Raw genomic sequence first — 19,183 nt, 5'->3', positions numbered from 1 at the left:
AGAGCGTCTCGGGCGAGGGGCGCCGTCCGGCGCCTCCAGTCCGATCCGGCGGAGACACCATGAAGCGCGAAGACCTCACCGAGAAGCTTCTCGACATCAAGCGCGAGAAGGGCTGGACCTGGAAGTTCATCCAGGAGGAGATCGGCGGCATCTCGCCGATCCTGATCACCGCCGCCTGCATGGGCCAGATGAAGCTGCCCAAGGCGCAGGCCGCGAAGGCGGCGGCGCTGTTCGGCCTGTCGGAGGCGGAGGAGCGGATGCTGAACGAAGCGCCCTATCGCGGCTCGATCCAGCAGATGCCCCCCACCGACCCGCTCATCTACCGCTTCTACGAGCTGGTGATGGTCTACGGCACCACTTGGAAGGAGCTGATCCAGGAGGAGTTCGGCGACGGCATCATGTCGGCGATCGATTTCAACATGGAGATGGCCCGCGAGGCCAACAACAAGGGCGACCGGGTGAAGCTCTCCATGTCGGGCAAGTTCCTGCCCTACAAGTACTACGGCGCCGAGGAGGGCGTGCCGGAATACGGCTTCAAGGAGCCGTGATGGAGGTCGGTCGCGCGCAATGGAACCCGAGCGGTCGCGCTCCGTTTGAGATCATCTTCATGACCACAGGAACCGATCTCATGCGTGTGCTCGCCGTCCTCGCCACCTGCGCCGCTCTCGCCGCCGGTCCGGCCCTCGCCGATCCCGCCACGAACGTCGACCAGCCCTCGCGCACCGTGCCCCAGACCGGGCAGATGTCCGGCGGACCGATCGACCAGATCCCCGGCGACGGCGGCGCCGGCGGCCCGGTTCTGACCACGGGCACCGTCGTCGTCCCGGCCGGCGAGCCGATGCTGGTGGGGCCGGGAATCGGCGCGGTTGATTCCGCGAAGGGCAGCAACGCCGGCCAGATCAACAAGCCGGCCGCCAACTATGGCGGCACCGCGGGCGGCCCCGGCTACTGAGCGGACCGTTCGTCGGATCAAAAGGGGCGCGGCGTCGCGGGACGCCGCGCCCTTCCGCGTTCAGGCGCCGTGGACAACGGGGAACAGGGCCTCGGCGATGGCGAGGTCTTCCGCCGTCTTGATGACGTGGCCGGCGAGCCGGTTGACCGGCGCGTAGCCGATGCGCCCGGCATAGGTGGCGCAGCCGCCCGAGCGCGCGGCCGCGAGGTACGGCTCCCGCCGCCAGCCGGTGATCGACCAACTGATGCGCCGCACCGGCTTCAGGTCCTGGGAGTTGGTCTTCTCGGCGAAGGTGAAGTTGACCGGCTCGCCCTCGTAGACGGCCTCCAGGGTCTCGTCGACGACGCTCAGCATCACGTCGTAGTCGCCGTCGATCATGGCCTGCGCGAAGTCGCGGGTCTCGCCGACGGTCAGCAGCGGCGCGATCGAGTGGACCTGGAACACCCGCTCGCAGGGGTGGGTCTCGAAGAACTCGGCCACGAACTGCTCGCTCGTCGCCTGGTTGTTGCCGAGATGCTCCGGCCGCTGGTGGAAGCGCACGCCCTCCCGCTCGGCGATCTCGCCGAAGGCCGGGTGCTCGGAGTTCACCCAGACCTCGTCGAACAGGCCCGCCGCCTTGCACTTGCGGATGGCGTGCACGATCAGCGGCTCGCCGGCGAGCGGCATCAGGTTCTTCTGCTTGAGGCGCTGGCTGCCCATCCGCGCCGGGATCATCGCGATGTTCATGGTGTCCGATCCTTAGTCGCGGGCCCAGTCGGGGATGTGGCTCAGGGGATCGACCGCGTTCGAGAGGCCGTCGATGGCCGCCCTTCCCATGGCGACGACCGCCTCGTCGGCGCTGCCGCCGATATGCGCGGTGGCGAGGAAGTTCGGGAGCGCGATGAGGCTCGGGCGCGTCGGCGGCTCGACCTCGAACACGTCGAAGCAGGCCGCGGCGATGTGGCCCTCGACCAGCAACGCCTCCAGCGCCTCCTCGTCCACGAGACCGCCGCGGGCGGTGTTCACGAGGATGGCGCCGCGCTTCATCGCCTTGAGGCGCGTGGCGTCGAGGACGTGGCGCGTGCGGGGCGTCAGCGGCACGTGCAGGGAGATCACGTCGGCGCGGGCGATCATCTCCTCGAGCGAGACCGGCTCGACGCCGCTGGCGGCGTAGAACTCCGGGAAGTCGCGGATGTCGTGGGCGACGACCTTCGTCCCGAAGGCGCGCAGGAGCGTCGCCAGCTCCTTGCCGACATGGCCGCAGCCGAGGAGCCCGACCGTCACGTCGGAGAGCTGGCGGCCCTGGAACTGGCGCCAGATGCCGGCCTCGATCTCCGCCTGCGAGACGGTGATGCCGCGCAGGCCCGTGATCATGAAGGCGATGGCGAGCTCGGCCACCGAGCGGCGGTTGACGCCCCCCGTCCAGCCGACCTTGACCCCGTGCCGGGCGGCCGCTGCGAGGTCGACATTGTCGAGGCCGACGCCGTACTTGCCGATGATGCGCAGGTCCTTGGCCTGGGCGAAGATGTCGGCGGTCATCTTCTCCAGCGCCACCACGGCCCCGTCATGACCCGCGAGGAAGCCGAGCAGCTCCTCGCCGGCGAGCGTGCGGCCGGTATCGTTGAAGGTCGCGTCCGGGTAGCGGGCCTGCAGCTCGGCGCGCAGCACCGGATGGCGCGAGAAGGACCGGGACAGCACGGCGACACGGTTCGGAGCGGACACGCGGGACGACCTCTCGAGAGTGCGAGTGGGTGAGGGATCTTGAGCGGGGGCTTTCAGGGGGCGAAGCGCAGGGACACGGAGCGGCCGAGCGCCTCGAAATGCGCGGCGATCGTCGGCCCCCGCGCCACGACCTCGTAGCCGGTGCAGGAGCCGGTGACGACGACCTCGCCCGCGCGCAGGGTGCGTCCGCGGGCGCGCGCCCGGTTGACGAAGGCGTGGATCGGCCCGAAGGCACCGCCGTCCATCACCGCGCCGGAACCCTCCGCGACGGTCGTCCCGTCGACCGACAGCCGCACGGGCGCGGCGCCGAGGGCGCGCGGGTCGAGCCCGGTCACGGGCTCGCCGACGACCAGCGCCCCGAGCGCGCCCGCGTCGGCCACGAGGGCGGCGCCACCGTACTCGGCAAGGCGCCCGTAGCGGGTGCCGGGAATCTCGATCGCTGGCAGGATCGCGTCGAAGGCCGCGGCGATCTCGTCCTCGCCGAGCGCGTCCGGGCCGGGGAGAAGGTCGCGGGCGAGACGGAAGGCGTACTCGCACTCGACGCCGGTCTGCCGGGCGATGGCCATTGGCACCGCGGCGCCGTCCCGGAAGAGGCGGTCGTCCGGCACGGGGGCGTAGAAGGACCGGGGCAGGTTCAGGGCCTCGCGCACGGCGGGGATCGTCGCACCGAGCTTGTACGCATGGCTCGTGCCGAGCGAGGCCATCCAGGCGTCCTGGATCGCCTCGGCCGCGTCGAGACTTTCGGGGACGTCGCCTGCGGCGAGCACGACGGTCGTGCCTGCGCGGTAGGCATCCGCGAGGCGCGTGGCGAGGGCGTGGTTGGGCAACGGCGGGACCCCGAGACGTCCCACCCCGCGAGGCGGCCCTTGCGATCGGCCCGGATTGCGCTACGGCACCGGGCTGCCGCGCAGCCATTCTCGAGCGGGACGACCATGGCCATATCCGACGCCGACCTCGAACGCTACCTCGCGCTTGCCTGCGAGGCGGCGCGGTCCACACGCGCGATCCTGGAGGCGGGGCAGCGCCACCGCCGGGCGCCGGCCTCGCAGATCGGGCGGGACATCAAGCTCCAGGAGGATGCCGAGTCCGAGGCGGTGATCCGCGCCCGGCTCGCCGCCGGGAGCCCGTTCCCGGTCCTCGGCGAGGAGGGCGGCTGGGGCGGGGGCGAGGCGGGCGCCGGAGACGCGCCGGCCTGGGTGGTCGACCCGCTCGACGGCTCGTTCAACTACTTCGCCGGCATCCCGATCTACGGCGTCGCGATCGCGCTCTGCGCCGGCCGCCGGCCGCTTCTCGGGGCGATCTACCACCCGGACCGGGACGAGATGTTCGCCGGCGGTCCCGGCCTCGGCCTGCGCATCGACGGGGAGCGCATCGAGCCGCCGGCCGCACGCGGCCAGATCGTCGCCACCGGCTTCCCCTCGCAGGCGGACGTGGCCAAGACCTCCGTCCACGTCGCCGAGCTGGCGCGCGACTGGAAGAAGCTGCGCATGCTGGGTTCCGCGGCGATCTCGCTGGCCTGGGTCGCGGCGGGCCGCCTCGACGCCTATTCCGAGCACAACATCATGTGGTGGGACGTGGCGGCGGGCCTCGCGCTCGCCGAGGCGGTCGGCGCCCGGCGCATCGAGGTCGAGAGCCTCGGCGGCCACGCGCTGAACGTCACCGTCGCCCGGTAGACCCTCACTCCGCCGCTGCCCTGGAGCGGCGTCCGCGCCCGGTCCGGGTCTCGGCCACGGGCGCGCGGCGCATCACCGAGACGCCGACGATGCGGGCGTCCGGCACGGGATGCCCGTCATCCTCGAACTCCAGGACGATCACCGTGCCGGCGCCCGTCCTCCGCGCCGGCAGCGGCGCGTCGAGGCGCTGGATGCCGGATTCCGGCAGCGCCAGCGCGAAGCCGGTGGCGACGCCGTCGACCTCGAGGAGCACCGGCACCTGCCGGGGGGCGCTCGCCCCCGCCGCATCCTCGATCACCAGGTCGAGGGCGAGGACGTGGTCCGCGCCGATCTCGGCGGGCAGGTCGAGACGCAGCGCGGCGGGGCTCGCGGTGAGCACGAGGCTTCCCGCCCCGTCCGGCGACAGTCCCGAGAGGAGATAGGGCGAGGCGGCGAGCGGGCCGGCGCCCTCCACCCTGCCGAGCGGAACCTGCGAAGGGCGGCTCGCGCGCACGAGACCGGCCCGGTCCGGCCGTCCGGTCCGCTCCAGGGCTCCGGCGAGTGCCTCCCGCAGGCCGTCGTGCCAGGGGGCGGCCAGAAGCCCCTGCTCGAAGCAGTCGCGGGCGGCGGGCTCCTGGCCGCAGCGCTCCAGGCCCTGCCCGCAGACGAGGTAGCCCTCGGGCTCGAGGGGCCTCTGCCCGATCACGACCGCGGCGTGTCGGGCGGCGGCCCAGGGGTCGCCGAGATCGAGGGCGAGGCGCGCGGCGAGGAAGGCGGCGCCGGCCTCGCCGGGCCGGTCGGCGGCGACGCGCTCGGCAAGCGCCCGGCCCTCCGCGTGCCCGCCATCGGCGATCAGGGTGATGGCGCGGGCCATGTCCGGCAGGCGGGTGGCCTCGGCCACGGCGTCGATGCCGCTCCGGTCGCGGTCGAGGGGGCTCGTCACCGCCTCCCAGCGGCGCTCCGGCGCGGCCGTGTCCCAGCCCATCGCCCGGTCGAGCGCCCGATAGACGGACCCGGCCGAGAAGCGCTCCTCCGAGAAGGCGATCGCGCTCTCTCGCAGCGCCCGCCAGCTCGCCTCGTCGGTGAGAAGCGCGACGCAGGCGGCGGCGAAGCCCGGCCCGTCCTCGACGGTGATCGAGAAGCGGTCGGCATCGGCCGCGAGCCCGTCGACCGCCTTCGGCAGGCAGACGCTCGGCAGCCCGAGGCAGGCGGCCTCGACCGTCTTGATCTTCAGCCCGGTGCCCGCCACGCAGGGATTGATGGCGATGCTCGCCCGGCCGCAGAGCGCGATCATCGCCGCGCGGTCGAGCTCGCCCAAGATCTCGACGTTCGGCAGACCGCCCGGGCGCCAGGTCTCGCCGATGCGGCCGCAGACGACGAGGCGCGCCGTCCCGACCTCGGCGAGGACCTCGGCCCAGCACTCGTCCACGAACCAGTCGAGGGCGGCGACGTTCATGGCGTTGCCGCTGCCGTTGAAGATCAGGGTGCGCGCACCGAACCCGGTCTCGGGCACCCGGTGGGCGCGCAGCTCCTCGGCGGCGTCGTACTCGCACAGGACGATCTCGTTGCCGACGCCGATCTCGCGGAAGTAGTCGGCCTCGTCGGAGGAGATGGCGACGACCACGCTCTTCACGGCGTCGAGGGCCGCGCGCTCGGCCTCGGGCGAGGCGAGGCGGTACATCGTGTCGATCGGCCGGCCGCGGAAGGCGGTCGGCAGGCGTGAGAGCGCGTCGTGGGTGACGATGCAGGAGGGCGGCAGGCGCTCGACGGCGGCGAGCTCCGCCAGCACCCGCGCCATGTGAGTGTAGTTGGCGACGATGCCCTCGTAGGCCTGCGTCGCCAGGAGCATCCGCGCGGTCGCCACGATCTCGTCGCGCACGATGAAGAACGGATGGTGGGTGCGCGCCGCCCGCGACACCGCCTCGGCGAGGACGGGATCGCCCGCCGCCTCGGCGAGCGGGCCGGCGGTGTCGAGGAGGCCGCGCCGCCGCTTGACGGTCTCCGTCCCCTCCCAGCCGGGGAAGGGCAGGGACAGGATCCGCACGCGCTCGCCGAAGGTGCGCAGCGCCGCCTCCGCCTCGATCCAGCCCTGGAGCAGGATGTCGACGTCGAAGCCGAGGTCGAGAAGGTGCGCCACGAGGTTGCGCGTCACCACCCGGTTGCCCTGGTTGGCCGGCGCCGGGGGGACGAGGGTCAGGAACAGGATGCGCGGCCGGCCTCCGGACGCGGGGCGCTCGGCCGGGGGAAGCACGCGCCCACGGCGCCGGGCGTCGCGCACCAGCCGGTCGTGGAGCGGGTCGCGGGGGCTGGTGCCGGGGTCGGGGGCGTGGAGGCGGGCCGGGCGGTGGCGCAGCAGGTCGACCCCGTCGAGGATGCGCACCTCGCCCGTCTCCGCGCCCACGGCCGGATCGAGGGCGGTGTCGAGGGTGATCTCGATGCCGTCCTCCGCCCGCGAGAGGCCGAGGATGCGGGCGGTCGCGCCGCTCGCGAAGGAGAGGGCCGTGCCCCGCCCGAGGCGCTTGGCCGCCTCTTCGTCGGCCGAGACCAGCACCATGGTGCCGCGCCGCGCCGCGTCCGTGTCGCGCTCCAGGATGCCGTCCGGCCATCCGGCCTCGTGGCGGGCGCGGCTCAGGGCGAGGCCGCCACCGCCATGGGGGGCCGCGGCGAGCACCGCGACCTCGCCGGGCGCGCCGTCCTCCAACGGCCGGATCTCGCCGTCGAGCCAGATGCGGGTGTCGGCGCCGGAGGTGGCGGTCTCGGCGATCCGGCGCAGGCCGCTGGCGGGGAAGCGCAGCAGCGTGCCCGGCGCGAGGCGCAGGCTCTCGACGGTCCGCGTCTTCAGGAAGAAGCCCCGGCGGCGGCGCGGATCGGGGCGGTTCCAGACCCCGCGCCACCAGTTCTCGTCGGTCCAGCCGATCAGGCTGAAGCGGCCGGGCCCGCCGCCCGCCTCGGCCTGGGGCAGGATCTCGACCTCGGCGGGCGCCCCGTCGAGATGGGCGTCGAGCGCGCCGTCGAGGACGAGGGCAACGCCGCCGGGCGCGCGCTCCACGCCGGTGATCCGCCGCGCGGTGCCGGAGGCGCCGAGCACCGCCATGCCGGGCAGGAAGCCCGGACCGTCGGTGGGCCGGGCGACGAGGATGGCGCCGGGGCGCTCCACCGAGCCGGTCCGGGCGACGCCCCGGTGCCAGCTCCCGTCGGAGACGTCGAGCAGGCCGAAGCGGCCCCGCGCCGAGAGCGGCGGGGCGGGGGCCGCCTTCTCCTCGGCGGGCGCCGGAGAGGGCGCGTCGCCGAACAGGGAGCGGGGCGCGGGCAGCCATCCGGCGAGGAACTCGACGGCCCCGTCCTCGCCGACGGCGACGAGGCGGGCGCTGCCAGGATCGGGGGCGAAGTCGCCGGGCAGGTCGAACACGAACTGGCAGCGGGGCGTCGGATAGCCGGGATACTTCTCGAAGATGTCGCGGCGGGTGCCCTCGACCGGCGCGGCGTGCCAGCGCCGCCCGTCGTTCGAGAGAAGCAGCGTGCGCAGGCGCCTCGCCGCGAGGATCCAGCCGCGGATGCGGTGGCGTCCCTCGACGATGCGGTCCTCGCTGATGCCGCAGAGCACCCGGCGCTCGGCGCGCTCCTCGACGCGCCGCAGCTCGATCTCGATCGGGTCGCGCGCGGCGCCGCCGGGCCCGCCATGGGTGATGCGCAGCCGCTCCCCGAGAGCGCTCGCGGGCGCCGCGACGTGGAAGGCGACCGTCGCGAACGGGCCGCTGCCCTCGCTCGTCCAGGCGACCGGCAGGGTCACGCCGTGGGCGTCGACCGCCTCGGCATGCGTCACGGGGGTGTCGAGGGGCAGGGCGACGCTCACCGCGATGTCGCCGCCCGTCGTTCGGCGCGCCGCGGTGACGAGGCTCGGGAGCGGCGGCAGGGCGGCGGTGCGGTCGACGCTCTCCGGCGGATGGGGCGTCGCGCGGTCGAAGGGGCCGAGCGCAGCGCTGAAGGGGCGGGCGCCGCGGGGGGCGACGGCGTCGGCGCTGCGCAGCAGGATGTCGGCGAGGCGCTCGGCGGCGGGTCCGAAGTCGGCGAAGGGGGCGACCGCCGCCCGCAGCGCGGCGCGCCGCTCGGGCCGGTCCAGAGCCTCGGCGAGCGCCCGCGAGAACGCCGCCATGTCGCCGACCGGCGCGAGATGCGCGATGCCGCCCACGGTCTCGCGGACGACGGGCAGGTCGAAGGCGACCGACTCGGTGCCCGCGAAGGCGGCCTCCACCGGCGGGTAGCCGAAGCCCTCGAAGCGGGAGGGGAACAGCACGGCCTGCGCGGCGGTCATCAGGCGGAACTTGTCCGCGTCCGAGATGCGCAGCAGCACCTCGAGCCGGCCGCCGGCTCCTTCGCAATGGGTGCGGAGCGCCGTCTCGAAGGGCTCCGGCAGGTCGCGGCCGGAGACGATGCGCAGGGTGCGCCCGGCGAGGCACGCGGGCGCGATCTCGGTGAGGCTGCCCGAGCCCTTGTGCCCGTCCTGCGGGCGTACGAAGGCGAGCAGGCTGCCGTCCTTCGCCGTGCCGTCGGCGGCAAGGGCGGCCGCCGCATTCACTGGCGGCGACCAGACCTCGAAGCGCAGCCGCGCGCCGGGACGCGCCGCGTAGAAGTCGCGGGCGAAGGCGTGGGACTCACGCGCGCTCGACAGGACGAGCCCGCCCTCCGCCACGAGGCGGCGCCAGCCGTCCCAGAGGCGCGGATCGCGGGGCTCGGGGGCCAGCGCGTTGAACCAGTTCGCCGACTCGAAATTGATCAGCGCGACGCGGGCGCCCGCATGGCCGGCGAAGTCGAGGCAGGCCTCGTAGAAGCCCGGCAGGAACACGCCGGTCGGCACCACGACGGCCCAGTCGAAGGGGCCCTCCGGCAGGTCCGCGACGAAATCCGCGGTGCGGTGGAACGTGACGGCGCCGGGCGCCAGCGGCTCGCAGTCGGCGGCGAAGCCCGGCACGTGGTCGGTGACGACATGCGCCTCGCCTCCCGCTGCGGCAACGGCGTAGGCGATCATCAGGCCATGGTAGCGGCCGCCCGAGTAGTTGCGCGGATCGTTGGTGCCGACGACCGCGACGCGCAGGCCCCGCACGCCCGTCTCTCCCCGCCTCACCGCCACGCCCCCGCCTTCCAGACCGGGCCGGATGCGGCCGGGGCCGCGCTCTCGGCGAGCGCCGCCTCGAAGGGCGTGCGCTCGAACATCTCCAGTGCGCCGCCCCGGCTGGCGTTGCGCACGAAGCCCCCCTCCCGCTCCATCATCCGCCGCGCCGCGAGGAAGCCGGCGCCGATGTCCTTGAGGCTCGGCGGGCACCAGGCCCGGCCCGACCGGTAGCCGGGGATGAAGTGGTTGCCGTCGCCGGTGGCGATGCGGAAGCGGTCGCGGGAGCGGGCCCGGTCGAAGGTGAAACGGAAGTCGGCGCCGTAGACGAAGAACCGCCGCACGCCCATCCGGTAGGCGATCTGCATGGCCATGTAGAGCGAGGAGCCGCCCGGCGAGACGACCTCCTCCGGCGCCAGGGAGAACAGGGGCGGGAAGATCGGCAGCATCCGCACGAACACGTAGTCGCCGAGGATGTCGGGCGGATGATCGTGAACGACGAAGACCGTGCCGCCGGCCCGGTCGACGATCTCCTGGCCGAAATCCTCGATCATCTGGGCGTCGCCCGTGACCGTGTAGGTCGGCCGGAACGCGGTCTGCCCGTAGGCGAGGTAGAGGCGATTGAAGCCGAAGGTCAGCCGGCCCTGCAACGCCTCGAGGTCCTCGATGCGCACGCTCGGGCCGTTGCCGATGAGCCAGGCGGTCTCGCCCCGGTGGCGGTCGGCGAGGCGCATCATGCGCAGCGACGAGGGCCGGCGCGGCTCCAGCCAGCCCGATGCCTGCGTGAAGCTCTGCCCGGTCCCGCTCTCGGGCATCACCGCGATCGGGCCGCCGCCGGGCCCGGACAGCACGATCTCGAAGCCGCCCCGCGCGTCGGGACGGACCGGAGCGGGCTCGTCTCCGGCCGCCTGCACCCGCGCCGGGCCGCGCGCCCAGCCGGTCGCCCGCAGACCCTCGCCGGTCCGCTCCAGCGTGAGGAGGCCCGCGTTCTCCTGCGGGATGTCCGGCGGCGGCCGGTGGCGCAGCACCTCGGCCCCCCAGGCGGAGAGGACGAGCGCCGCGGCGAAGGGCGGTACCTCCGCCGGCAGGACGCAGGCGCACTCCACGAGGACGAAGCCCTTCGGCCGCTCCCGCAGGGTCGCGAAGGCGTTCGGGACCTCGGATTCGGTGCCGAAGTCGAGCACGGCGGAGAGCGCCGCGATTCCGGCGGCGAGCCGCGTCTCGAAGCGCCAGAGCAGCAGGCGCGTGTCCGGGTTGAAGGTGATCTCCTCGTCCCGCACCTCGGCCCCGAGATTGTGCCCGAGGATCGCCGGCTCCGGCCTGCCCGACAGGCCGAGATCGGCGAGGCAGCCGCGCACGATCCCGAGCAGCGCCTCGCGCGAGTAGCGCTCGGCGACGAGGGCGTGGCCGCGCAGCGCCAGGGCCTGCGCCGCCCCGCGGTCGGCGAGAAGCCCAGCGATCCGCTCGGGAAAGGCGTCGAGATCGGGCTCGATCAGGGCGTGGACCCCGTCCTCGGCCTCGATCCCCTCGATGCCGATCGGCGTCGTCAGCACCGGCCGGCCGGCGGCCATGGCCTCGAGGATCTTCAGGCGGGTGCCGCCCCCGAGCGTCAGGGCGATCGGCACGAGGGCGGCCTCGTCCATGATCGGCTCGACGGCGGGAACCTCGCCGAGCACCTCGACGGAGGGCGCGCCGGCTGCCGCGAGGCGCACGCTCGCCGCCGCCCGGCCGACGAGGCGAAGGCGGTGGGAGACGCCGAGCGCGTCGAGGCGGCGGGAGATGGCGACGAGGCGTAAGCCTGCGTCCTCGTTCGGGTAGTAGCCGCCCTGGCCGACGAACACGAGGTCGCGGCTCTCGGGCAGCGGGCTCGGCGGTCCGACGTCCCAGACGTTCGGCACGACACGGATGAGCGCGGCCGGCACGAGATCCGAGAAGCGCCGCCGGTCGCCTTCCGAGCAGACCCAGAGCTGGTCGACATGGGGTGCCATGAAGCGCTCCGCCTCGTCGAAGGCGGCGCCCGCCGCCGTGTTCCAGCGGGCGACGGCCGGGTCCGGCGTCGCGAGAGCCATCGAGGCGTAGAGGGAGCTGTCATGGTTGTGCGGCCCGCAGACCACGGGGATGCCGAGGGCGCGGATCTCCGGGGCGAGCACGCCCATCGCCGTGTCGCAGAGCACGACGAGGTTCGGCGCCAGCGCCCGCACCCGGTCGAGGATGCGCTCGATGCGGCCGGCGTTCAGGCAGTGGCGCACCAGGGCGTCGGCCCCGGCGAGCTCCGCCTCGACCTCGGCGGGCAGGCTGCCGGCGCCCGTGACCTCCCACAGCCCCGGCTCCGCGAAGGGCTTGCCCGCGGCGAGCGCCTCGGCGAGGCGGGCCGCTTGGTAGCGCCGGCGGGGCAGGATGCGCGTGCGCGAACGGCGCAGCTGCGCCCGCTGCACGGCGGGCGGCGTGTCGCCGACGACGAGGGTGTGGACCTCGCCCAGCGCCGAGAGCGCCCGCCAGAGATGGTGCGAGCGCAGCCGCCCGCCGCGATTGGCCGGCAGCACCGCGTTCGGGGTGATGTAGACGATGCGCGGCGTCATGCGGCGGCTCTCAATCCAGCGCGCTGATCTAGAAGACCACCTTCTCGTCCGTGTCGAGCCAGTCGAGATCGGTGGCCACGGGATTGGGGACGTAGAGAGGGGCGACAGGTTTCGGCTTGCCCGCCGGCCTCGGTGCCGGATCGAGCGTCACCGCGGCCGGCGCGGCGCGCGGCATGTGCGCGCTGGAGAAGGCGGCCGCCACGGCGAGCTCCACGATCTTGACGTCCCGCGCCAGCCACGCGCCGATCCGCGGGCCCATCACCTCCGCCGGGGCGCCGGCCGCCACGAAGGCGAGCCCCGCCGGGGTGCGGATGGCGGACGACGCGCCGTCCTCGGCGCGCGGCCGGGCGATCCCGCCCTCGACCAGCGCGGCGCCGGCCGCCTCCAGCCGGGCGCGGGCCGCCTCGGCGCGGCCGAGCTGGGCGGCGACGTTCTCGGCCGGCCCGCTGAGGCGGCTGCCGTCGCTCGCCTCCGCCTCGAAGGGATACTCGCCGCCGATGCCGACGAAGGCCGGGTCGAGGGCGACGCTGAACGAGTTGCCCTCGCGCACGAAGGGATAGACCCGCAGCCAGAACGGCACGTAGGCGGCGGTCCAGCTCCCGTCCTCGGCGACGAAGCGGTTCGCCGTCCCCGCGGCGTCGCCGAGATAGGCGACCGGCTGCCAGGCCCCGTCCTCGTCCCGCTCCAGGGCGACGGGAAAGTCGCGGGCGACGCGCAGCACCTCGGTGTGGATCAGGGGGACGGTCAGCCGGCTGCGTGCGAAGCCGAAGCTCGTGGCGAAGGTCCAGTGCAGGTTGCGCAGCCGCGCGGGGCTGAGGGCGACGCGGGGGAGCGTCATGACGCGGCTCCTCCCGCCGCGACACGCTCGGCCCGGAACCGGTCCACGAGGCGCTGCATGTTGAAGAGCGAGAGGTCGTGCAGCGTCACGAACTCGGCGAGCGCGAAGCCGTACTCGGCGATGGCGGCCGGCAGCGCCGCCCGCTGCGCCTCCTCCTGGACCAGCACGCAGAGCCCGTCGATCTCCACGCCGTCGCCGCCGATTCGCAGCCGCAGGGGCCAATCGGCGAGCAGGCCCGCCGCGGCGAGGGTGCGGGTGAAGGCCCGGGTGCGGCCGATGTCGCTGCCGAAAACCCGCAGCGCGCCCATGCGGCGCGAGGCCGGCGCCGACAATGCGCCGCCTCTCAGGAAGACGGGGCTGGCGAGCGCGTCCGCCGGCCTCGGGACCTCGTCGATCATCACGACGCTGCGGCCGTCCTCCGAATCCGGGAACGCAAGTGCGAGAGGATAGGCCTCCACGAGCAGCGGCCTTGGCATGCCAGATTCGAGCTCGCGTCGAAACGACTCAAGATGAGGAACGCTAAGAGAGATGAAAGCGACGAGCTCGTAGTCGTCTCCGACACGTCTCCAGACGATCGGATAATGATGTGCGAGGGCGTTTGCTTCGATGGATGCGACGGGAACGACTAGCGCATTGCCTAGACTCGCATACTCGAGCGTCTCGAATAACGCGTAGTCCTCGCCCTGCTTCAAAGGCGCGATGGACTGATACATTCCAAATGCCCACCGTGTAACGCGCACCGCAGCGGAGTCGAGGTGCAGGCACGAAATTAACACATTGAAGTGTTGCGGCGGGAGCACGCTGGCGCCCCTGCGCGCAAATTTACGATTTTCAGTGTTCCCCCAGGGACAGGCCTAACAAAGCGCTAACGTGGCGCGAAATTGCTCTTGACGCAGTGCGGCGCATCCTGAATTAGATGTCCCCTGTTAAGAACCGGTTAACCGGTCTGGCAGCAGGGGGTTTTCAGAGGTGAGCAGCGTCGGGATGGCGCGCGGTCAGGTAACCGCGCGAGCGATGCCTGTCGCGCGCGGTCTTTTCGCGCTGCGCTACGTCGCGACATCAGTCACGGGTGAGTCCCCGCGGGTCGTGGTCTCCGCCGACCCCGATTGCGCGGCGCATGTCCGCCTCGTCTTCGGCCCCGGCGCGACCGAGGGACTGCTGCGGCGGCCCGGCGACCTCTGCGTGATCTCAGCCGAGCGCGACGCGACGCTGCTGCTCACCACCCTCGGCGAGGGTGCGGACCGCCCGGAGGCCGTCACCCTTCAGATCGACCGGCTCGACGGCGAAGGCGCTGCCCCGACCAAGTCGGCGCCGGCGCTCGCGGCGCCCCAGCCGATCTCGCCTCCGTCGATCTCGGCCGCCTCGATCGCGCCGATCGCCAGGGCGGAGGCCGACAGCCGCCTGATCCCCCTGCGCATCGCCGGCCATGTCGAGCGCCGCGGCGACTTGTTCGCGGGTCCTGGCGAATGGCTCGGGGATCCCAACGGCAGCTTCCGGATCGAGGGCTTCTCGGTGCAGTGGCCGCGCCGGCCCGCCGAGGTCGACATCTCCTACGGCTGCGCCCTGCTCGGCCTCGGTCGTATGCCCGACGGCGTGGTCGGCGAGTTCGTCGGCACGCGTATGCAGGCGCGGGCGATCAACGGCGTCGCCTTCCGCCTCATCGGCGAGCAGGCCGACGGCTTCGCCCTGATCGTCGAGGCGGTGTTCAGCGACGGGACCCGCTTCGGGCCGGCGCTTGCGCCCGTCGATCTGCGCGGCCCCACCGGACGGGAGTTCCTCGTCGCCCTGCGCCTGCAGCTTTCCGAGGTCGGTGCGAAGCCCCAGCGGCCGCCGGCCTCCCCCCATATCGCCGCCGCTCCCCCGCAGGAGACGGCGCGCCGCAAGCCGGCCCGGATCTTCCGGGCTCCCCGCTCAGTCGCGTCCGCATAACACAAATAAAAATAACATCTTCGAGGAGTCACACCGATGGCCGATATCTACAGTCAGAACTCAACGCAGACGCAAACAAACGTCGCGGCGACGAAGCCGAATGATTCAGCTTTTGCGAAGGCCCTTGCCGACGAGTTCGCGAAGGATACGTCCGGTCAAAGCAGCGGCGGTCAGCAGACGACCACGGTCTCGAACGCCGACACCGGTGAGCGCACGACGACCTTCTTCGCCAACATCGACACCACGCAAGGCAACGGCAACGTCTCCGGCGCCGGCGGGTCGGTCGTCCTGAACCTCGCCGGAAACGGCAACGTCAACGGCCTCCTAGACGGCAACAACGCCACCGGCAACTACGTGATCGCCGGCAGTGACGGCCAGAACACGCTCGGCTTCACCAATAGCGGCAACGTCTACTACTCGGGCGGTGCCGGCAACGCGAACCTCGGCTTCTACAACGGCGGCAACGCCTCGGTGAAGGCGGGCACCGGCGACACCGTGGTCGATCCCGGCAACACCAATCTCTTCGTCGACCTCACGGTGTCGCCCCGCGCGACCGTGCTCGGCGCCGGCGGCGACGACAGCGTGACCCTCGGCAACGGCCGCTACCAGATCGACCTGCACGGTGGCTTCAACGCCGTGAACGTCAACGGCGCCTCGACCGGCTACACCTTCAACCTCGACGCGACGAGCGGCATCGCCACGCTGACGAACGCGAGCGGCCTCAACGCCTCGATCGCCCACACCAACATCCTCAACTTCACCGATCACTCGGTGGTCATCGCCGGCACCCAGGCCGAGGCCACCGTCGCCCGCATGTACGAGGGCATCGCCAACCGCTCCGCCGATGCTGACGGCTTCCACGTCTGGATCGACCAGCTCAACGCCGGTCAGACCGTCTCGCAGGTCGCCGCGGGCTTCCTGGCCTCCGCCGAGGCCATCGCCAACGGTCTCGGCGCGAATGTCAGCAACACGGTCTTCCTGAACAACCTCTACCAGAACCTCCTCGAGCGGGCGCCGGACGCGGCCGGCCTCGCCACCTGGGGCGGCGGTCTCGCCAACGGCACCCTGTCGCGCGCCGACGTGCTCGCGGCCGTCGCAGGCTCCCGCGAGGCGGCGGTCGACGTCAACGCCCCCGTCTTCCTGTCGCCGGCGACCATCCGCGCCGGCGCGGCCGACCCGACGCCCCAGACCTTCGACATCACCCCGAGCGGCGTGCAGACGGTGTCGGCCGGCGGCGGCTTCGACGTGGTCAACTTCGCCGGCAACCGGTCGGACTTCCTGTCGAGCATCGACGGCGACCACGTGATGATCTTCAGCCCGACGACCGGCTCGACCACGAGCATCACCGGTGCCGAGTTCGTGCAGTTCGGCGACGGCGCCCTCATCCTCGCCTCCACCGAGGACGAGGCGGTCATCGCCCGCCTCTACGACGGCCTGCTCGGCCGCGACGCCGACTCCGCCGGCCTCCAGACCTGGTGGGACCGTCACGACGACGGCCAGAGCCTGTCGACGATCGCCAACAGCTTCCTCAACGCGGCCGAGTTCCAGGGCGCCCATTCGGGTGGCCTGACCAACAGCCAGTTCGTGGATCTGCTCTACAACAACATGCTCGGCCGCGACGCCGAGGCCGCGGGCCGCACCGTCTGGGAGTCGGCGCTCGCCTCCGGCACCAGCCGCGCCGACGTGGCGGTCCAGTTCGCCCGCAGCGTCGAGGCGACTGCCCACAACGCCGAGTCGATCCACGTCATCGATCACACCTGAGACCTCTGAGGTCTCGATCGGATCGGAAAGGGGCCGGGCGGCTTGCCCGGCCCCTTTCGCATGAATCGTGTGCTTCGCCGCGGGATGCGCCGGACGCCGAAACGTGATCAAAACCGGAGCCGGCGCAGAACGCCCCGGCGCCCGCCCGTCTCGCCCGTCGCCGGCCGCGGCGGGCAGGGCTGACGATACGACCTTGGGAACGATGGGTTTGAACCAGGCATCCGCGAAGGCCGCGCCCGTCCCGCCCCGCACCGTCCTTCACGTCGGCTGCGGCGTCTACGCGCCCGAGCGCCTGCACCCGATCTTCCGCGGCGCCGGCTGGCGGGAGATCCGCATCGATCTCGACCCACGGGTGCGGCCCGACATCGTCGGTACCGTGACCGACCTTTCCGTCTTCCCCGACGGGTCCGTCGACGGCGTCTGGTCCTCCCACAACATCGAGCACCTGCACGACCACGAGGTGCCCCTGGCGCTGGCCGAGTTCCGCCGCGTGCTCAAGCCGACCGGCGTCGCGCTCGTCACCACGCCGGACATCGAGGAGGTCGCCAAGCTCGTCGTCGACGGCAAGCTCGATCAGGTCGCCTACGTCTCGCCCGCCGGCCCGATCACGGCGCTCGACATGATCTTCGGCCACCGCGCCTCGATCCAGGGCGGCAACGGCTTCATGGCGCACAAGACCGCCTTCACGAGCGAGCGGATCGGCCGCCTGATGCTGGAGGCCGGTTTCGCGAAGGTCATCCTGCGCAAGGGCACCAATTTCGACCTCTGGGCCTGCGCGCTGATGCCCGAGGCGGCGGTGCCGGAGGCGCCCGCCGACGGCCGGGACGCGTAGCCGGCGATGCCGCTGAGCGTCCTGCTCGTCCACCAGACCTTTCCCTCGCAGCTCGCCGCCGTGCTCGAGGCGCTGGAGGCGCGCGGTGACGTCCGCCTCGCCGGCATCGGCACGAACCCGGTCTCGCGGCCGGGCCTGCGCTACCGCCGCTACAGCCCGGCCCCGGCGCAGCCGACCGGCGACATCGTGCTCGACGACCTCGCCGTGAAGACAGCCGCCGCCTCCGGCGCCGCGGCGGCGGCGCGCGCGCTGCGCTACGACGGCTTCGTGCCGGACGTCATCGTCGCCCATCCGGGCTGGGGCGAGGCCCTCTACCTCAAGGACCTGTTCCCGCGGGCCAAGCTTGTTTGCTACTGCGAGTTCTACCACGGCCGCAGCGGCGGCGAGATCGACTTCGACCCCGAGTTTCCCGTCGCCTCTCCGGAGATCCTGCATCGGATGCGGGGGCGCAACGCCATCACCCTGGCGTCGCTTGAGGATGCCGAGGTCTGCGTCGCTCCCACACCCTGGCAGCGCGCGACCTTCCCCGCCGCCTTCGCCGCCGACATGCGGATCATCCACGAGGGCATCCACGTCCCGCCGCCACCGCCGCGGGAGGGCGATCCGGAGGAGCCGCCGCGCTTCACCTTCGCCGCGCGCCATCTCGAGCCGCACCGGGGCTTCCACACCTTCATGCGGGCGCTGCCGCGCCTGCTCGCCCTGAGTCCTCGGGCGCAGGTCGACATCGTCGGCGCGGAGGCCGGCGGCTACGGGGCCGGTGCGCCGGACGGGCGGAGCTGGCGGGCCCGCCTGTCCGAGGAGGTCGGCGGGCTCGATCCGAGCCGCGTGCATTTCCTCGGCACCCTGGAGCCGCGCCGCTTCCACGAGACGATCGGGCGCGCGAGCGCCCACACCTACCTGACCTATCCCTTCGTGCTCTCCTGGTCTCTTCTGGGGGCGATGGCGCTGGAGCGCCCCCTCGTCCTCTCCGACACCGGCCCGGTCCGCGATTTCTTCGACGGCGAGGCGGGGGGTCTGCTGGTCGACTTCTTCGACGCGCAGGGCCTCGCGGAGCGCCTCGTCCATCTCGCCGGTCAGCCGGCCCAGCGCGAGCGCCTGGGGCGCCGGGCCCGCGAGCTTCTCTTCGCGCACGAGCTCACCCGCGAGCACGGCCGCCGGAAGTGGCTGGACCTGATCCTGTCGCTATAGGCGGTGTCGCGTCCGCGCAACGCCGGCCGGCGCGCGTCGCCGGCCCGGCCGATGCGCCCCGGTTTCGCCGCATCGGCCGGGAATGGCGGCCGCGTCTTCCGAGAAGCCGTCCGATGACCCCGATGCTCCGCGCCGCTCCGCTCGCCCTCGCCGCGACCCTCGCCGCCCTCTCGCTCGCCGGATGCGGTGCGCCGACGATCCTCGGCGGGGACGACGCGGTGACGAGCCCGGTGATCCTCGACGAGCAGGCGGCGGTGGCGGCGATCTCCCGCTACCGCGCCCAGCACGGCCTGCCGCCGCTGGTGCTCGATCCGGGGCTGACCAGGGCCGCCGCCTATCAGGCCGGCACCAACGCGAAGGCCGGCCGCCTCAGCCACGAGATCGGCGGCACCTTCACCTCGCGCATGTCGGAGGTCGGGCTCGCCCGCTCCTACGCCGCCGAGAACCTCAGCGCCGGCTCCGAGACCTTCGATCAGGTGCTCGTCCGTTGGAAGGCCTCGCCCGAGCACAACCGCAACATGCTGATGCCGCAGCTGCGCCGCGCCGGCATCGCCCGCGTCGACGCGCCGGGCACCCGCTACAAGCGCTACTGGGCGCTGGTCCTGGCGGGCGCCTGAGCGGCGGCCGAAGGCGCCGAGGGGCTG

Annotated in this window: 15 protein-coding genes; 8 read left to right on the top strand and 7 right to left on the bottom strand. The window is 72.9% G+C overall.

Going from position 1 to position 19,183, the window contains the following annotated elements; translation table 11 throughout:
- Window positions 1-59: 59 nt before the first annotated feature.
- Both cynS and MFF04_RS16385 read left to right on the top strand, forming a co-directional pair.
- Window positions 60-548, top strand: a complete 489-nt coding sequence (gene cynS / locus MFF04_RS16390) for a cyanase (RefSeq protein WP_238277324.1) — start codon at window positions 60-62, stop codon at window positions 546-548.
- 80 nt (window positions 549-628) lie between these two features.
- Complete coding sequence (locus tag MFF04_RS16385) at window positions 629-952, top strand: hypothetical protein (RefSeq protein WP_238277323.1); 324 nt, start codon at window positions 629-631, stop codon at window positions 950-952.
- A gap of 60 nt (window positions 953-1,012) precedes the next feature.
- Here MFF04_RS16385 and MFF04_RS16380 read toward each other — a convergent pair whose 3' ends face one another.
- Genes MFF04_RS16380 through MFF04_RS16370 form a run of 3 tightly spaced genes read right to left on the bottom strand, consistent with a single transcriptional unit; the run spans window position 1,013 to window position 3,480 of the window.
- On the bottom strand, window positions 1,013-1,678 hold the full coding sequence (locus tag MFF04_RS16380) for an acylneuraminate cytidylyltransferase family protein (protein ID WP_283206378.1): 666 nt from the start codon (window positions 1,676-1,678) through the stop codon (window positions 1,013-1,015).
- 12 nt (window positions 1,679-1,690) lie between these two features.
- Window positions 1,691-2,653, bottom strand: coding sequence for a phosphoglycerate dehydrogenase (locus MFF04_RS16375; protein ID WP_238277322.1), 963 nt, complete (start codon window positions 2,651-2,653; stop codon window positions 1,691-1,693).
- 53 nt (window positions 2,654-2,706) lie between these two features.
- Entirely contained in the window at window positions 2,707-3,480 is a 774-nt protein-coding gene (locus MFF04_RS16370; RefSeq protein WP_238277321.1) for a 2-keto-4-pentenoate hydratase, read from the bottom strand.
- Window positions 3,481-3,585: 105 nt separating this feature from the next.
- Between MFF04_RS16370 and MFF04_RS16365 the strand changes: the two genes are divergently transcribed.
- On the top strand, window positions 3,586-4,326 hold the full coding sequence (locus tag MFF04_RS16365; RefSeq protein ID WP_238277320.1) for an inositol monophosphatase family protein: 741 nt from the start codon (window positions 3,586-3,588) through the stop codon (window positions 4,324-4,326).
- A 4-nt stretch (window positions 4,327-4,330) separates the two neighbouring features.
- Here MFF04_RS16365 and MFF04_RS16360 read toward each other — a convergent pair whose 3' ends face one another.
- The 4 genes from MFF04_RS16360 to MFF04_RS16345 are packed head-to-tail and all read right to left on the bottom strand — an operon-like array spanning window position 4,331 to window position 13,542.
- Window positions 4,331-9,406 (bottom strand): glycosyltransferase, encoded by a 5,076-nt coding sequence (locus MFF04_RS16360; RefSeq protein WP_238277319.1) that lies wholly within the window; start codon window positions 9,404-9,406, stop codon window positions 4,331-4,333.
- A gap of 17 nt (window positions 9,407-9,423) precedes the next feature.
- Window positions 9,424-11,991, bottom strand: a complete 2,568-nt coding sequence (locus MFF04_RS16355; protein ID WP_238277318.1) for a glycosyltransferase — start codon at window positions 11,989-11,991, stop codon at window positions 9,424-9,426.
- A 28-nt stretch (window positions 11,992-12,019) separates the two neighbouring features.
- Window positions 12,020-12,829, bottom strand: a complete 810-nt coding sequence (locus MFF04_RS16350; RefSeq protein ID WP_238277316.1) for a SapC family protein — start codon at window positions 12,827-12,829, stop codon at window positions 12,020-12,022.
- Window positions 12,826-13,542: a SapC family protein gene (locus MFF04_RS16345; protein ID WP_238277314.1), complete on the bottom strand. Its 717-nt coding sequence runs from the start codon at window positions 13,540-13,542 to the stop codon at window positions 12,826-12,828. Before MFF04_RS16345 ends, MFF04_RS16350 begins: the two co-directional genes overlap by 4 nt.
- A 301-nt stretch (window positions 13,543-13,843) precedes the next feature.
- Between MFF04_RS16345 and MFF04_RS16340 the strand changes: the two genes are divergently transcribed.
- The 5 genes from MFF04_RS16340 to MFF04_RS16320 all read left to right on the top strand — a co-directional run bounded on the left by MFF04_RS16340 (window position 13,844) and on the right by MFF04_RS16320 (window position 19,156).
- Window positions 13,844-14,758 (top strand): hypothetical protein, encoded by a 915-nt coding sequence (locus MFF04_RS16340; RefSeq protein WP_238277313.1) that lies wholly within the window; start codon window positions 13,844-13,846, stop codon window positions 14,756-14,758.
- Between the two features lie 36 nt (window positions 14,759-14,794).
- Window positions 14,795-16,519: a DUF4214 domain-containing protein gene (locus MFF04_RS16335; protein WP_238277312.1), complete on the top strand. Its 1,725-nt coding sequence runs from the start codon at window positions 14,795-14,797 to the stop codon at window positions 16,517-16,519.
- 208 nt (window positions 16,520-16,727) lie between these two features.
- Complete coding sequence (locus MFF04_RS16330) at window positions 16,728-17,351, top strand: class I SAM-dependent methyltransferase (RefSeq protein WP_238277311.1); 624 nt, start codon at window positions 16,728-16,730, stop codon at window positions 17,349-17,351.
- 6 nt (window positions 17,352-17,357) lie between these two features.
- On the top strand, window positions 17,358-18,539 hold the full coding sequence (locus tag MFF04_RS16325) for a glycosyltransferase (RefSeq protein WP_238277310.1): 1,182 nt from the start codon (window positions 17,358-17,360) through the stop codon (window positions 18,537-18,539).
- 113 nt (window positions 18,540-18,652) lie between these two features.
- Window positions 18,653-19,156: a CAP domain-containing protein gene (locus tag MFF04_RS16320; RefSeq protein WP_373320084.1), complete on the top strand. Its 504-nt coding sequence runs from the start codon at window positions 18,653-18,655 to the stop codon at window positions 19,154-19,156.
- Window positions 19,157-19,183 lie beyond the last annotated feature (27 nt).

Origin of the sequence: Methylobacterium jeotgali, from assembly GCF_022179345.1 — a bacterium.
Taxonomy (GTDB): Bacteria; Pseudomonadota; Alphaproteobacteria; order Rhizobiales; family Beijerinckiaceae; genus Methylobacterium; species Methylobacterium jeotgali.
The sequence above is the reverse complement of the archived record's forward strand: the minus strand, read 5'-3'. Positions and strand labels throughout refer to the sequence as shown.